This is a genomic window from Stenotrophomonas sp. STEN029 (assembly GCF_056760015.1).
On sequence record NZ_JBRREC010000013.1, the window covers coordinates 18,358 to 32,869 of the forward strand.

Annotated in this window: 14 protein-coding genes; 4 read left to right on the top strand and 10 right to left on the bottom strand. The window is 63.5% G+C overall.

From position 1 onward, the window contains the following. Positions 1–81: 81 nt before the first annotated feature. Positions 82–969 carry a LysR family transcriptional regulator gene (locus ACVOLI_RS04705; protein WP_481533725.1) on the bottom strand — a complete coding sequence of 296 codons (888 nt, stop codon included), beginning with the start codon at positions 967–969 and terminating at the stop codon, positions 82–84. A 124-nt stretch (positions 970–1,093) separates the two neighbouring features. Here ACVOLI_RS04705 and ACVOLI_RS04710 point away from each other — a divergent pair, with 124 nt between their 5' ends. From ACVOLI_RS04710 to ACVOLI_RS04720, 3 genes are all read left to right on the top strand, one after another. Next, positions 1,094–2,143, top strand: coding sequence for an NAD(P)-dependent alcohol dehydrogenase (locus tag ACVOLI_RS04710; protein ID WP_481533726.1), 1,050 nt, complete (start codon positions 1,094–1,096; stop codon positions 2,141–2,143). Positions 2,144–2,401: 258 nt separating this feature from the next. Then, the gene (locus tag ACVOLI_RS04715) at positions 2,402–2,896 is read left to right on the top strand and encodes a (R)-mandelonitrile lyase (RefSeq protein ID WP_481533727.1); all 495 of its coding nucleotides are present in this window, start codon (positions 2,402–2,404) and stop codon (positions 2,894–2,896) included. A gap of 230 nt (positions 2,897–3,126) precedes the next feature. Then, positions 3,127–4,338 (top strand): MFS transporter, encoded by a 1,212-nt coding sequence (locus ACVOLI_RS04720; protein ID WP_481533728.1) that lies wholly within the window; start codon positions 3,127–3,129, stop codon positions 4,336–4,338. Positions 4,339–4,431: 93 nt separating this feature from the next. Here the strand turns inward: ACVOLI_RS04720 and ACVOLI_RS04725 are convergent, their stop codons facing one another. Both ACVOLI_RS04725 and ACVOLI_RS04730 read right to left on the bottom strand, forming a co-directional pair. Continuing rightward, on the bottom strand, positions 4,432–5,499 hold the full coding sequence (locus ACVOLI_RS04725; RefSeq protein WP_481533729.1) for an LLM class oxidoreductase: 1,068 nt from the start codon (positions 5,497–5,499) through the stop codon (positions 4,432–4,434). Continuing rightward, a complete protein-coding gene (locus ACVOLI_RS04730; protein WP_481533730.1) occupies positions 5,496–6,131 on the bottom strand; it encodes a glutathione S-transferase family protein in 636 nt (211 codons plus the stop codon). Before ACVOLI_RS04730 ends, ACVOLI_RS04725 begins: the two co-directional genes overlap by 4 nt. Before the next feature lie 591 nt (positions 6,132–6,722). On the opposite strand from ACVOLI_RS04730, the gene ACVOLI_RS04735 reads away from it, so the two are divergent. Next, positions 6,723–7,700, top strand: coding sequence for a LysR substrate-binding domain-containing protein (locus ACVOLI_RS04735; RefSeq protein WP_481533731.1), 978 nt, complete (start codon positions 6,723–6,725; stop codon positions 7,698–7,700). A 55-nt stretch (positions 7,701–7,755) separates the two neighbouring features. Here the strand turns inward: ACVOLI_RS04735 and ACVOLI_RS04740 are convergent, their stop codons facing one another. From ACVOLI_RS04740 to ACVOLI_RS04770, 7 genes are all read right to left on the bottom strand, one after another. Next, positions 7,756–8,364, bottom strand: coding sequence for a DNA-3-methyladenine glycosylase (locus ACVOLI_RS04740; protein ID WP_481533732.1), 609 nt, complete (start codon positions 8,362–8,364; stop codon positions 7,756–7,758). 136 nt (positions 8,365–8,500) lie between these two features. Next, positions 8,501–10,072: an SDR family NAD(P)-dependent oxidoreductase gene (locus ACVOLI_RS04745; protein ID WP_481533733.1), complete on the bottom strand. Its 1,572-nt coding sequence runs from the start codon at positions 10,070–10,072 to the stop codon at positions 8,501–8,503. Between the two features lie 269 nt (positions 10,073–10,341). Beyond that, a complete protein-coding gene (locus ACVOLI_RS04750) occupies positions 10,342–11,148 on the bottom strand; it encodes a class I SAM-dependent methyltransferase (RefSeq protein ID WP_481533734.1) in 807 nt (268 codons plus the stop codon). After that, positions 11,148–11,918 (bottom strand): ABC transporter ATP-binding protein, encoded by a 771-nt coding sequence (locus tag ACVOLI_RS04755; protein ID WP_481533735.1) that lies wholly within the window; start codon positions 11,916–11,918, stop codon positions 11,148–11,150. The genes ACVOLI_RS04750 and ACVOLI_RS04755 overlap by 1 nt, the downstream gene beginning before the upstream one ends. Positions 11,919–11,920: 2 nt before the next feature. Continuing rightward, positions 11,921–12,940: a FecCD family ABC transporter permease gene (locus tag ACVOLI_RS04760; protein WP_481533736.1), complete on the bottom strand. Its 1,020-nt coding sequence runs from the start codon at positions 12,938–12,940 to the stop codon at positions 11,921–11,923. Next, positions 12,937–13,974: an ABC transporter substrate-binding protein gene (locus tag ACVOLI_RS04765; RefSeq protein ID WP_481533737.1), complete on the bottom strand. Its 1,038-nt coding sequence runs from the start codon at positions 13,972–13,974 to the stop codon at positions 12,937–12,939. The genes ACVOLI_RS04760 and ACVOLI_RS04765 overlap by 4 nt, the downstream gene beginning before the upstream one ends. After that, positions 13,971–14,510: a DUF2478 domain-containing protein gene (locus ACVOLI_RS04770; protein WP_481533738.1), complete on the bottom strand. Its 540-nt coding sequence runs from the start codon at positions 14,508–14,510 to the stop codon at positions 13,971–13,973. The genes ACVOLI_RS04765 and ACVOLI_RS04770 overlap by 4 nt, the downstream gene beginning before the upstream one ends. Positions 14,511–14,512: the final 2 nt, after the last annotated feature.

Genomic DNA, 14,512 nt, shown 5'->3' on the forward strand with positions numbered 1-14,512 from the left:
CCATCACAAACGGCGATATGCAATTGGACTCTTGCGGGTAGCTGCACGCCGGCTCTGCCTTGGTATCCAACAGGAAAGTACTCAGATCCGCAGCGCATCCACCACCAGTGCGAACGCAGCCGAATGCTGGCGGCGACTGGGGTAATACAGGTGATAGCCGGGGAAGGGCGGGCACCAGTTCTGCAGCACACGCACCAGCCGACCTTGCTCGATGTGATCGCCGAACTCTTCCTCCGGCAGGAAGGTGATACCAAGACCATCCAGCGCCGCCTGCACCATCGGCGGCGAGGTGTTGAACACCGCCTGGCTTTCGACCCGCACGTTCACCTGCCTGCCGTTGCGCTCGAATTCCCATACGTACAAGCCGCCCGAGGTGGCGAAGCGGATGTTGATGCAACTGTGCCGGGTCAGGTCTGCAGGGACCTTGGGTATCGGGTGTTTGTCGAAGTAGGCCGGTGAAGCGGCTGCTGCCATCCGTACCTTGGGGCTGATCGGCAGGGCGATCATGTCCTTGTCGATGCTCTCGCCCAGCCGCACACCCGCGTCGAAGCGATCGGCGACGATGTCGCGCAGCGCGTAGCTGACGTCGAACTCGATGCGGATGTCCGGATAGCGGTGCATCAACGGCAACAGCTTGGGTAGCAGGATGGTCTGCAACGAGTGATCACCGCAGGTCAGGCGCAGGGAGCCGGCAGGCTTGTCGCGCAGCTCGGTGAGTGCATCCAGCTCCGCTTCGATCTCGTCGAAGCGGTTGCCAATGGCCAGCAACAGGCGCTCGCCTGCCGGAGTGGGCGAGACGCTACGGGTGGTGCGGGTGAGCAGGCGGATCTGCAGCCGCTCTTCCAGTGCCTTGATGGCCTGGCTGAGCGCGGACTGCGAGACGCCCAGCAGCGCACCCGCGCGGGTGAAATTCCCTTCACGCGCCACGGTGACGAAGGCCAGTAGATCATTGAGGTTGCGTCGTGCCATGGCCGCAGTGTGGCACGGCTGATTGATTAGTTCAGCTAATAGTGGCTAGAAGCATTGATTACCTTATCAGCCGAGTCATCGCGGTGGACAATGGCCACCTTCCCCAAACACCGCCGGAGTTCCCATGTCTGTCAAAGCCTATGGCGCCTATGCCGCCGACAAGCCGCTGGAGTCGATGGACATCAGCCGTCGCGCGCCGGGGCCGCACGATGTGCAGATCGACATCGCCTATTGCGGCATCTGCCACTCCGACCTGCACCAGGTGCGTGCAGAATGGGCGGGTACCCAGTTCCCTTGCGTGCCGGGCCATGAAATCGTCGGCCGCGTAGCCGCGGTCGGCGCGCACGTGAGTGGCTTCAAGCCCGGCGATCTGGTGGGTATCGGCTGCATCGTCGACAGCTGCAAGCAGTGCGAAGACTGCGATGCCGGGCTGGAAAACTATTGTGACGGCATGGTCGGCACCTACAACGGTGCTACCGCGGATGCGCCGGGTTGGACGCTGGGCGGCTATTCGCAGGAAATCGTGGTTCATGAGCGTTATGTGCTGCGCATCGGCCACCCCGAAGACCAGCTGGCCGCGGTCGCGCCCCTGCTGTGCGCCGGCATCACCACCTATTCGCCGCTCAAGCACTGGAATGCCGGTCCCGGCAAGACGGTAGGCGTGGTCGGCATTGGCGGTCTGGGCCATATGGGCATCAAGCTGGCCCATGCGATGGGCGCACATGTCATCGCCTTCACCACGTCCGAGTCCAAGCGCGAGGCCGCCCTGGCACTGGGTGCGGATGAAGTGGTGGTGTCGCGTGACGCTGCAGCGATGGCAGCACAGGGCAAGCGCTTCGACCTGATCGTCAACACGGTTGCCGCGCCGCACGACCTGGATGCTTTCCTTGCACTGCTCAAGCGTGACGGTGCGATGGTGCTGGTTGGGGCGCCGGCGACGCCACACCCGTCGCCGAATGTGTTCAACATGATCACCAAGCGCCGCACCCTGGCCGGTTCGATGATTGGTGGCATTCCGGAAACCCAGGAGATGCTGGATTTCTGCGCGAAGCACCAGATCGTGGCGGATATCGAGTTGATCCGTGCCGAGGAGATCAACGAAGCCTACGAGCGCATGCTCAAGGGCGACATCAAGTATCGTTTCGTGATCGATAACGCCACCATGGGCGGTTGAGGCGGCTTGCCGAGTCGATAGTTGCCTGCAGCGTTGGCCCTGACGGCCAGCGCTGCAGTGAAGGCGCCGCATGGCCTGCTGGCGGCTTTCACTGCTGTTGCCGCTATGCCACGTCGCCCGGCAGGTAGTGCTGATCAAGCGGATCAGCTCAGGGCCCCGTATCTTCCATGGAATCCAGCCAGCCCATCGTCCTGATGGTTGCTGGGCGCTTCCCGGCCGTCCAAAGCCTTGGCGGGACCGGTCTCTCAAGGAACACCTATGCAGGACTCACTGAAGAGCCTTGGGCTCATTGCGGTGGCTGTGCCGATGGCCGCGATCACGGAAGTCCCGGTATCCGCAGCTTCAACAACGCAGCATGTTTCGGAAGCTGGCAGCCGGCCACCGCTCGCAGGCAGTGCGGAGCATTTCACCGGGCGCGTACGCATCGACCCGGTGTGGTCGGCCGATCCAGCGCTCACCGCCTCCGGCGCCTGGGTGACCTTCGAGCCTGGCGCGCGTTCGGCCTGGCATTCACACCCTGCAGGACAGCGTCTGGTGGTGATGTCCGGGGTGGGGCTTACCCAGGAATGGGGCAAGCCTGTGCAGCAGATCCGGCCGGGCGATGTGATCACCTGCCCGGCGGGTGTCAAACACTGGCATGGTGCCGGGCCGACAACCGCCATGACCCATCTGGCGGTCACTGGTGTACTCGATGGCAACAATGTCGAGTGGATGGAGCAGGTGAGTGATGAGCAGTATGACGCCGCTCAATAGGCACACCCCGTTCCTGTCTTCGCATCTTGCTGGGGAAGGTCCATAGCGCGCACGAAGGCTGCGCGCGTCTTTGTGACCACGTGGCAGTAGCCGGCTGCGTACAGGGTTTGGTTCTCGCGACACGGTGATGCTCCCGCCGTGGCTCTGGACGCAACGAGTCCGCTTCTGTGTCGGCACCGCGGCAATACCGCGCAGCTGATCAATACAAACATCATGTGAAGAGGTTTCCCATGTCGACTCCCATCGTCGGCACGCCCGTGCGTGCCTGTGAGGCGCTGGACGAGGCTGCATCTCACTGGAGTGGCGTGTTCGCCATGACCCTGTGCGTGTTCGCCTTGATCGCCTCCGAGTTCCTGCCTGTCAGCCTGCTTACGCCAATGGCTGCCGATCTGGGTGTCAGCGAAGGCCTGGTGGGGCAGGGCATCGCCATCTCGGGTGCGTTCGCGGTGGTGACCAGCCTGCGCATAGCGCGATTGGCAGGCAATACTGATCGCAGGACCTTGCTGCTCGCATTGACCGGGTTGATGGCCGTGTCTGGCAGCGTGGTGGCACTGGCACCAAACTACCCTGTCTATCTGGTCGGGCGCGCACTTATCGGCGTGGTTGTCGGCGGATTCTGGTCGATGTCCGCGGCCACCGCCATGCGGCTGGTGCCTGCTGCGCAGGTGCCACGCGCCCTGGCCGTCTTCAACAGCGGCAACGCATTGGCGACCGTGATTGCGGCGCCGCTCGGCAGCTATCTCGGCGCCGTCATGGGCTGGCGCAGTGCCTTCTTCTGCCTGGTTCCGATCGCACTGATAGCGCTGGTGTGGCAGTGGTGCAGCCTGCCGTCGATGAAGGCTGAGTGTGTCGATGCGGCCAGCGGCGTGCTTCGTCTGCTCAGTCGCAGGGCCGTGGCGCTTGGCATGGCGGCCTGCGCGGCATTCTTCATGGGTCAGTTTGCACTGTTCACCTACGTGCGACCTTTTCTGGAGACGGTGACGCAGCTCGACGTGTCTGCACTGTCCTGGGTGTTGCTGGGGATTGGTCTGAGTGGATTCATCGGCACTGCCTTGATTGGTGGCGTACTCAAGCAAGGTCTGTATCCGGTGCTGATTCTCATACCGGTACTGATGGCAGTGATCGCGCTTGCGCTGATACCGATGGGGCGCTCGCTGACAGCCGTCGCCGTGCTGCTTGGGTTGTGGGGGCTGCTTGCCACCGCTGCGCCGGTGGGCTGGTGGAGCTGGATTGCGCAGACCCTGCCCGGTGAGGCGGAAGCCGGCGGCGGCTTGATGGTTGCGGTGATCCAGTTGGCTATCGCGCTGGGGTCTACGCTTGGAGGACTGTTGTTTGACCACAGCGGCTACCAGAGCACCTTCGTCATGAGTGCAGTAGTACTTGCATCGGCTGCGCTGCTTTCCGTGGTGATCTCACGATTGCCTCTTGGACCCGCGCCGTAAGTGTTCCTCCTTGCAACGAGCCTCCCGCTAGGATGTGCACCTGGCGGGACACGCCGGCAAGCGTCGCTCTGACCCGGCAACTCGATGACAGGGCTACCAACGAATCGCTGGCGGTACCGGCGAGTCGTGCGAAGGGAACAGGGGAAGCACGTATTCCGACAGCTCCTGCAGGACGTCCTGTGCCGGACGCTGACTGAACTGGATTCCCAGGGCCGCATGGTTGACGTCCGCACGCTGCCATTCACCGAGCAGATCGATCAGGCCGTTGCGGCCCGTCCGCAAGATGTAGCCGCCATCGACAGCCGTTCTGGGATGGTTGGGGTCTTCCACCAGATCGATCCACTCGTTGGTGACGTGCGGGCGGAAGCCGCCATCCCCGATCAAAGCTCGCCACGCGCGTATCTTCTCGGCCAGACGCTTTGGGCCAGCGGCGTGGTGGGTGGCATCCGGGTAGGTCAGCCAACCATCGGCATGTTCGGCAACCCATTGCAGCGACTGCCGCGAGGTCCCGGTCACCAACAGCGGCACCGCACCTGCCACCGGCTTGGGCAGCAGCTCAACGCCTTGCGCACGACCCAGAGGCGAGTTGATGTTCAACATGCCGGGCTGCATCAACTCGCGGACGTAGCTGACCGTATCTGCGAAGCGTTCGGCACGTTGTGCGTGTTCGATGCCATACGCCGGAAACTCAACCGGCCTGTCGCCAGAAGCGATACCCATCACCAGGCGCCCACCAGACAGCTGGTCAATGGTGGCTGCCGACTTGGCCAGGTCGATGGGGTGCCGCAGCGAGAAAATGGCGCTGCCAGTAGCCAAGGCAATGTGCTCGGTCTGTGCAGCAAGGAATGCCAGGTAGGTGAACGGGTCGAAGACCTGCCCGGCATCACCGAACAAAGGATCGAACAAGGGAACGTCGCGTACCCAGACTGCAGCAAATCCAGCGCGATCCAGTTGAGCAACCAGCGCGGACTGCCCGGCCAGGATTCGCATGTCGCCGCGATAGAAGCGCAACGGCAGGAAGATGCCAAGGCTCAGTGCGTCTTGGCGGAACATCCGCTGGTAGCCACGGTGGTGCGCAAACGCGGGAGCGGATGCTCCCTTGAGCGCTGTCTGCATATCGATGCTGTTGTTCAATACGCTCACTTTCTGGTTCTCGATCATGGACCGGTCGCCGGTTCGGGGATAAGTACGCCGCGCTTTACGGCGGGTCGTTCGGCGACACGGGCGTGCCAGTCGCTCAAGTTCGGATAGGCGCTGAAGTCCAGGTCGATGACACGGGCGATATGCGTCCAGCCAAAACCGGCGATGTCGGCGATGGAGTATTCGTCTCCGGCCAGCCAAGGCCGGTCAGCCAGACGCTGATCCAGGGTCGCGAAGAACTCGTTGCTCAAGCGCCGGTAGCGCTCAATCGCGACCGGGAGTGCTTCGTGGGCAAACATCTCGAAGTGAACGCGCTGGCCAAGGATCGGGCCAACGCTGGCGGCATGGAACATCAGCCAGGTGATCGCTTCCCATCGTGCCGTCGCGTGCCGGGGTAGAAGACGGCCGCTCTTTTCAGCCAGGTACAACAGGATGGCAGCCGACTCGAAGACAGTGATGCCAGCAGATTCGTCCACAAGCACGGGAATGCGCGCGTGAGGGTGCAGTTTCAGAAACTCCGGATGCCGGTGCGCGCCTTCGGCGATGCGCACGTGATGCAGCTGATAGGGGAGTTCAAGTTCTTCCAGCGCAATGCTTATCTTGAAGCCGTTTGGTGAGCTGTCGGTATGGAGATGAAGTGTTGGGCTGAGCACGAAGTAGTCCTTTCGTTGGGATGCAGTTCACCGAACCCACCTGGGGGCGAGACCCGGTGCGTAGCTGGCGAAAGTGAGAAGCAGGTGTTGGGCCTGCGTGTTGCTGCAGGCCGCAATGGGCGGCCGCATGGTGTTGAGCTTGATTGCCCAGCTCACCCCTGCAACTGTCGGGTGCAGTTGCTGCGCTCGATCTGAAACCGGAGTGCTTTAACTCGCGCTGTGCGTTTTCTTGCCAGTGCAATCTCAGTGCACGCTGCTAGGTTTTGATGGTTTGTTGGGGTGGCGCAAGCTGATCGTCTGCTGCAGGAAACCGGGCTCCTGTCGACCGGGAATGCTTGCAGTCTATGCTGCGGCATCAACCATGGAAAACGATCTTATCTGCTCGGCAACATCAGATTTTCTAATGTTTGTTTATGCCGGCTCTGCGGCGATTGCGGGAACAGGGACGCCCTAACCTCACGCCTTTCTGTGGGTTTAGTGTTGGGTTTAGTACCGGAATGCACATGGTGATCAGTCCTTGTCACCCAGACCGAAGATCGCCGGAAGCCGTGCATTGAAGAATTCAGCTTTTCTCATTTCAGAAAATGATCCATGCTGGCCCGGCTTGATGGGCACAAGCGCAGCAGAGACCCATCACTTCCAAGCGTGAAAGATCGGGAAATTGAACCAATGGGTGCTGTCCTACCGTTGTTGGCGTTGCGTGCATTCGTGGAGACCGGTCGTCACGGCAGCCTCAAGGCAGCTGCCGAGGTCATGGGGGTCACGCCGGGTGCAGTGAGCCAGCAACTCAAACTGTTGAGTGACCGTACCGGCGTCACGCTCTTCATCCGCAATCGGCATGGTGTCGCGCTCAGTCCAGCAGGCGCGCAAGTCTATCCAGCCTTGCTTCGCGCCTTCGATACCATCCAGGACAGCATGGCTGTTCTGGAGGCGATCAACGGGCGGCAGACACTGACAATCAGCACAGTTCCCGGTTTTGCCGCGTCCTGGTTGGTGCCTCGACTGGGCCGCTTCACCGAAGAGCATCCGGACATCGAGGTGCGCGTTGAAGCTTCATCGGCCCTGGTTGATCTGCGCCGCGACCGCATCGATATAGCGATTCGACACGGGCTGGGCGAGTACCCGGGCCTGGTCTCGCGTCACCTTGCGTCGCCGGTGTTCCTGCCGGTGGCGAGTCCTGGTTTGCTGGCCAAGGGCAAACCGATCCGTAAGCCAATCGATTGCCTCAAGTACCCACTTCTGCAGGACTCCGATCGCAGTGATTGGCGACTTTGGTACAAGGCACTGGGAGTAGCGGACGATCCCCGTATCGAGCGAGGCGTCGCGTTCGATGATGATGTGTTGTTGATCCGCGCTGCCGAGGCGGGGCAGGGGATTGCTTTGGCGCGCGATGTGTACGTGCAGGCGGAAGTCGCCAGTGGTCGATTGGTGGTCGCGTTGGATCAGCCGTGGCCTTCCGAGTTCGCCTACTACGCCGTGACCCTTCCGGGGGCGGATGGCAAGCCCGCCATTGCCTCATTCCTCGGCTGGCTGCAGGGCGAGGCCAACGGCGATAATGCTCTGCTTTGACGGGAATGGATAGGATCCTTGCCAAAGCTGTCGGTGGACATGCCCCGCGAGCGTCTCAGCGCTGTTTTTTTCCAGAGACATACGGGTTGCCGGCGACCCACCATCGCCATGGCAGGTCCACGGCTTTGGATATGCCAACGCGCGGTCCTTGGCCGGGAACGAGGGGCGGCGGCGTTCCATCGGAGACAATCCGGATGCCGCGATCACCGCTTACCAGGTCAGCGCCGTCATGCGCACGGTTCAATCCAAATGCCTGGGACAGCTTGCCGGGGCCGTTGGCCAGGTCGATGGTGCGCTTTGCAGCTGGCCTGAGCGCATGCATCAGATCCAAACCCTGCAACGGCTGTGCCGCCCTGAGCAGCACGCCTACGCCTTCATCGGGCTCTCCGCAGACCGCATTGCTGCCCCAGTGCATGCCATAGGTGAAGTAGACATAGAGATGACCTGCTGGGCCGAACATGGTGGCGTTGCGCGCGGTTTTGCCTCTGAACGAATGCGCGGCGGGGTCGTCACCACCGGCATAGGCCTCCACTTCGACGATGCGTGCACAGCGGCCATCGTCGTGAACCAGCAATTTGTTGAGCAGCTCCGGCGCTACCACAGTGGGATGCCTGCGATAGAAATCGCGTGGGAGCACCATCGAGTCTGCAGGAAGGGGCTTCATGTGCCGATCCTAGCCGTAGCCTGCGGTGACGTGCCAGTAAGTCTGTTTGGCGGATCGCTCCATACGCTTTCTGTACGGCGATGGATCTTACCCGGTCAGCGGGGCAGAACCATCGTTTTAGTCAGTGTCCGCGTGCTCACCAATCGGTAGGCGCATAGTCCTTAAGGAATTGGCCCCAGACGTGTTCACCGGTGTTGAAGCCATGGATGATCGGGTCGACGATGCGTGCGGCGCCATCAACGATGTCCAACGGCGGGTGGAAACGTTCTTCCTGCACCTTGCGCGCTGCCAGGCCCGCCGGATCTTCATCGGTGACCCAGCCGGTATCCACGCTGTTCATGTGGATGCCGTCGTTCTGGTAATCGGCCGCCGAGGTGCGCGTCATCATGTTCAGCGCGGCCTTGGCCATGTTGGTATGCGGATGGCGGGTGGTCTTGAAGTTGCGGTAGAACTGGCCTTCCATCGCCGACACGTTGACGATGTGCTTGTCGCGCTCTGGCGTGGCCAGCATCAGCGGCTTCAGGCGTGCGTTGATGATGAACGGTGCGATGGCATTGACCAGCTGGGTTTCCAGCAGCTCCACTGACGGCACCTCGGCCATGCGCAGGCGCCAGGAATTGCTGTCGCGCAGGTCCACCTGCTGCAGGTCCTGGTCCAGGCGGCCATCGGGGAACAGATGGCGCTGGCCCAATAGTTCGTCAGCCAGCAGTGGCACCTGCGAAAGCTCGGCGGCGCGGGTCAAACCGTCAGTACCGACAGCTTGCGGCGACGGCAGCGCGGCCGCCGCGACCGGCAACAGGTCCGCGCTGCGCAGGCCTTCGTAATTGCCGATCAGCTTGCGGATGGTTTCCGGCAGGCTCTGCACGGCAGCGGTTTCGCCGGCCATCATGTGCGCATAGAACTGCGGCGGACGACGCACGGTCTGGCAGGCGTTGTTGATGATGAAGTCCAGGCGCGTGCGCGTGGCCAACAGCTCGCTGCAGAAGGCCTCGACGCTGGGCGTATGGCGCAGGTCCAACCCGTAGACCTGCAGGCGGTGGCCCCACACGGCGAAGTCGGGTTCTTCGGCATAGCGGGCTGCCGAGTCGCGCGGGAAGCGCGTGGTCACGATCAGCTCGGCGCCGGCACGCAGCAGCTTCAGGCCGGCCTGGTAGCCGATCTTGACGCGGCCACCGGTCAGCAACGCCACGCGTCCACGCAGGTCGGCGGTCTCGGTGCGCTTGATGTAGTTCAGGTCGGCGCAGGCCGGGCACATCTGGTCGTAGAAGTGATGCAGCTGGGTGAACTTCTGCTTGCACACGTAGCAGTGGCGCAGCTCGGGCGAATGCACAGGCTCCTCGGCGGCGGCAGCGCCCTCCCCATTGCTGGCATCGTGCAACCCGGCTGCATGCGGCGGGAAGTAGTTCGGGGTGCTGAAGACCGGCTTGCGGCGCAGGGCGCGGATGCCGGTCTGTTCAAGCAGCGCCTCTGACTTGCGCACCTTTTCCTGATGGCGCTCACGGGCCTGCTTCTTGAGCATCTGCCGGCGTGCTTTCGGTTCGGGGTGGAATACCTTGGCAACGACTTGATGCAGGCGCACGCGGTCGGCTTCGGGCAACGCATCGAGCATGCCGCGATCGGCTTCAATGGCTTCCAGCAGATCCAGCGCGTCGCGCAGGCGATCCGCCAAGGGCAGGGCAGGGTCAACAGGGGTATCGATGGAGTTCAAATGACGATCCGGGAAGAGCGGCGGCAAGCCGTGAATGGACAGCAGAGCGATGACCGCCTCGATGCGGGTCCATGCTGTAGCGGGCCGGGAGCGTCCGGCCGGTGGCAATTGTCCCAGATATCAGGGGCTTGGCGCCAATGTCGGGATAATGGACGGGCGGCGGCGCCTGCACGGCTGCCTTCCCGGACCGATCTCACCGGAGCTGATGCAACTTGAACGGCGCCGAGGACCGGCCTCGCCGACCTGGGCCATCAGCGCCATGCACCACCTCAGCGAGCTTGGGCAGTGGTTTCCCAGGAGATGAAGGCCCAACGCCTGGTGGGTGCCAATCCGAGCCGATTCAGGGGCGAATGCCCGTGCCACTGCGCGATCCTGCTGCGCTCGTTCATCTGCAGCTCGCCGAACAACTGTTCTGCCTGGCGGATAAGTTCTTCCGCAGTCTGCGCTTGGTCCAATGCCGAAACCGGCAGGTAGTCGAGCCGTGGCTCCCGTCCCAAGTCCCAAAGCAGCTCCATCACATAGCGATGGTCCGGCATGGGAATCCATTGCCGACCCAGCAGCGCCGCAAGCTCCAAGACGCCAGTACGCGGCTGCGTGGTACAGGTCACGTAGACGCGCTGCGCTGCGTGCGCGTCGAGTTTCATCAGCGCCCGTTCCAGCTCAGGGACCATCAGTGAACGCGAGGCGATGGCGACATCGCAGACGGGCAGCTTGCTCCAGTCGTCATCCCATGACAGATGGTGTGGCTCGATGTTGTCGACCTGTTGGGCGCGGATGGCGGCATGCAGGCCATCAAGCATGCCCCGGCTGTAGTCCAGGGCATGGACCTGTTGCACCTGCGCGGCGATTGGCAAACTGAGCAGGCCGGGCCCGCAACCAACGTCCAGCACGCTGTTCACACCGTTCAGGTCGAGCCGCGCCAGGAATGCCTCGCTGTAGTCGTCGTGCCGACGCTTCCAGCTGGACTGCGTCGCCCGCGCATCCCACGCGCTGGCGGGCTTGGCCTGGAAGCCGCAGGCCAGCAGGTGCTGGCGGTAGCGGGCCATGTGATCGATGGGGGCTGGAGGTGTGGTCATCAGGACAGTGACTGCAGGTCAGGAAGGGCAATGGCTATGCGCGAGGCATCGACGTTGTAGAGCTGCGCCAGTCGTTCGGGTGTGGCGACCTCGCGGGCGGGACCGAGCGCGTGCAGGCTTCCGTTGGCCATCAAGGCAATGCGGTCTGCCACCTGCAGTGCATGCTGCGGTTGGTGTGTGGACAGCAACACGCCGATGCCGCGATCGGCGAGGCTGCGCACGGTGTCGAGAATGCGCAGCTGGTTGCCGAAATCGAGGCTGGCGGTAGGTTCATCCATGATCAGGATCCGTGCACGTTGCGTGAGTGCGCGCGCTATCAACACCAGTTGGCGTTCACCGCCACTGAGGGTGTTGACCACGCGTTGCGCCAATGCGGCGATGCCGAGCTGATCCAGGCAGTCAAGGGCAATTTTTTCGTCCGCACGCGTGGGCGTGGCCAATAAACCAAGATGGGCCGCGCGGCCCATGGCAACGACTTCCAGCACCCGCCAGGCAAAGGCGAACGGCGCCGACTGTGGAACGTACGCCAGCTGCCGGGCGCGTTGGTTGCGGCCAAGCAGATGCAGCGGCTGCCCCTGCAACGCAATCTCGCCAGAAATGGCGGGGAGCAGGCCAAGTAGCGTGCGGAACAGCGTGGTCTTGCCGCAGCCATTCGGGCCCAGCAGGCACAGCACTTCGCCTGCATGAAGGTGCAGGTCCGAAGGCTCGCCCAGGGGCTGCTGGCGATGGCCTACCGTCAGCCCGCGTGCCTGCAGGAGAACGTCGCCCATGCTCATGCCCGGCTCTCGCTGCGTGCCAGCACCAACAGGAAACACGGCACACCGACGAACGCAGTGAGAATGCCGAGCGGCAGCTCTATCGGAGCCAAGGTCCGCGCCAGCGTGTCGGCGGCGAGCAGGAAGCTGGCACCCAGCAGCAGGCTGGTTGGCAACAGCCGACGGAAGTCGGCGCCCACCAGCAAGCGCGCGATGTGTGGCACCACCAGCCCGACCCAGCCGATGATGCCGGCCAGTGACACAGCAGCCGCTGTGCATAGTGTTGCTGCGGCAATCAGCGTCCAGCGTAGCGGTGTGACCGCTACTCCCAATGCGCTGGCTTCCTCATCACCGAGGCTGAGCAGGTTGATGCGCCAGCGCAGCAACAGCAGCGGTAACAACCCGACCAGCAGCAGCGGTGCGGTGACGCGCAGATCATCAAGGACAACGGCATTCAATCCGCCAAGCAGCCAGAACGTGATTGAAGGAAGCTGGGTGTAAGGGTCTGCAAGCAGCTTCAATAGCGAAATGCCGGCGCCCAACAGTGCCGACACGGCAACGCCGGCCAGCACCAGCACCAGTATCGGTTCATGTCGACGCACCAGCGCTGCCACCAGACAGACCAGACCGACCGCAGTCAACCCGCCGGCGAAGGCGAAGCCCTGCACCAGCAACAATGGCAGACCGAGGAACAATGCCAGCGACGCACCTAGCCCGGCACCCGCGGAGACACCAAGAATGTCGGGCGAGACCAGAGGATTGCGGAACATCGCTTGATACGCCGCCCCGGCAGCGGACAGCACCGCACCAATCAGCACCGCCGCGATCACGCGCGGCAGGCGGATATTCCATAGCGCCGCATGCACAGCGGGCGGACTTGGCTCGCCAATGCCAAACAGCTGCCAGCCTATTGCCTGCACCACGCACGCCGGCGATACAGGGAACTGGCCAACCGAGAATGCCAACAGGATCATTGCCGCCAGCAGCACCCAGCCGCCGGCATGCCATGCCCAGCGCGGCATCGGGCGCACCCTCATTGGCGACCATCCAGGCTGCGCACGATGTCCGCTGGTAGCGGCTGATCCCAAAGCAGTTGATGCAGCGCGTTGATGCGCGTGCGCAGTGCGGCAGGTGCAAGCGCCGGCGATGCACCGGGATGCAGCCGCGACAGCAGCCACGGCAAGCCTGGTAGGCGATTGACGCCGGGCGGGCCATCCAGCCAACCGAACGGTAGTGACGGTGCGCAATGCAAGCGCCCTTCGCGCACCGCACGCAGGCTGCGCCAACGTGCGTCCTGTGCCGCGCTTGCGGCAAATGCGGCGTCCTGGGTAAGGATCACGTCCGGGTCCCAGGCCAGCAGTTGCTCCAGCGAGACACGTGCCAGCCCCCCTTTGCCAGCCGCGGCAGCAACATTGCGGCCACCGCAGAACTCGATGACCTCGGTGTTGATCGAACCGGACAGGCCACTTTCCAGCCCATCGCTGCCGCGCCCGTAGTAGACAGTCGGACGCGAGGTAGCGGGGCGGGCGGCAAGCACCTCGCGCACCAACGCCAGCTGTGCTTCCGCTGCCTGCGCCAGCGCCTCGCCACGCGCGGTCACACCAAACAGCTTGCCGACATGGCGCAGCTGTGCAGGATGATCGGGCAAGCGTCCTGCAACCAGCTCGACCGGAATTCCGGTCTGCTGCCACACCCGCTCGGCGGAGTCACGGTAGCTCGCGTCGAAATCACCGGCATCCAGCACCAGATCCGGCTGCAGCTCAAGCAGGCGTTCCAGGCTGACGGTGCTGCCGCGTCCGGCAAGACGGCCGACCATCGGCAGGCCGCGGAGTGCCGTGGGCAGCAGCGCCAGCGCGCTTGGTGAAACCCGCATGGGCCAGCCCAGCAATCGCTGCGGCGCGATCGCCGCAACCAGCACCGCTGCCGGGGCACCGGCGGCAAACACGCGCTGCGGCGTGCCCTTCGGTTCGCCCAGGCGCAGCACGCGTTGTGCGGGCATTGCCAATAGTCGGCCTCCTGCAAACAGCAGTGGAGCCAGCGCGAAGGCCTGCAACAGGGCGCGACGTTTCATATCGCCTCCTGATCTTGCTGGCGGCAGCCATCCCACCAGTGCTGCAGGGCCGCGTCGGTGGCGGGAAGCTCAACCGCCATGCCACCGGTGAACGCGCGCCAGGCTTCCAGATAGGGAAGCTTCACTGCGGTGAGCAGCGGGATGCCGGCCAGCATCAGCGCCAACAGTTCGTCGGCCATGCCGCCGCCTTGCGACTCGAGCGTGCCGAACCGATTGGCAATCGCCAGCGCCGCCGGTTCCTGCGCGGCACGACGTAGTACGACACTGGCATCGGCAATGCCGCGCGGATCGAGATTGCAGCCACAGGCAGCAGCGCCCAGCGCCTGGCTGATGGGGTAGCGGGACTGCGGATCGGTTACGTCCATCAGTACCATGCGCTTGCCCGTGGCTGTTGGCGCATGAGGCAGGTGCACCAGCCCGCGGACGCGGTGCCCGGCTGCGAGCTGGCGGGCAGCAAAAGCCGCCAGCAGTCCATCTGGCTCACCGTTGCCGTCGTGCACGATGGCGGCGATGCGTGCGGGCTGCGCGCTGCTCATGC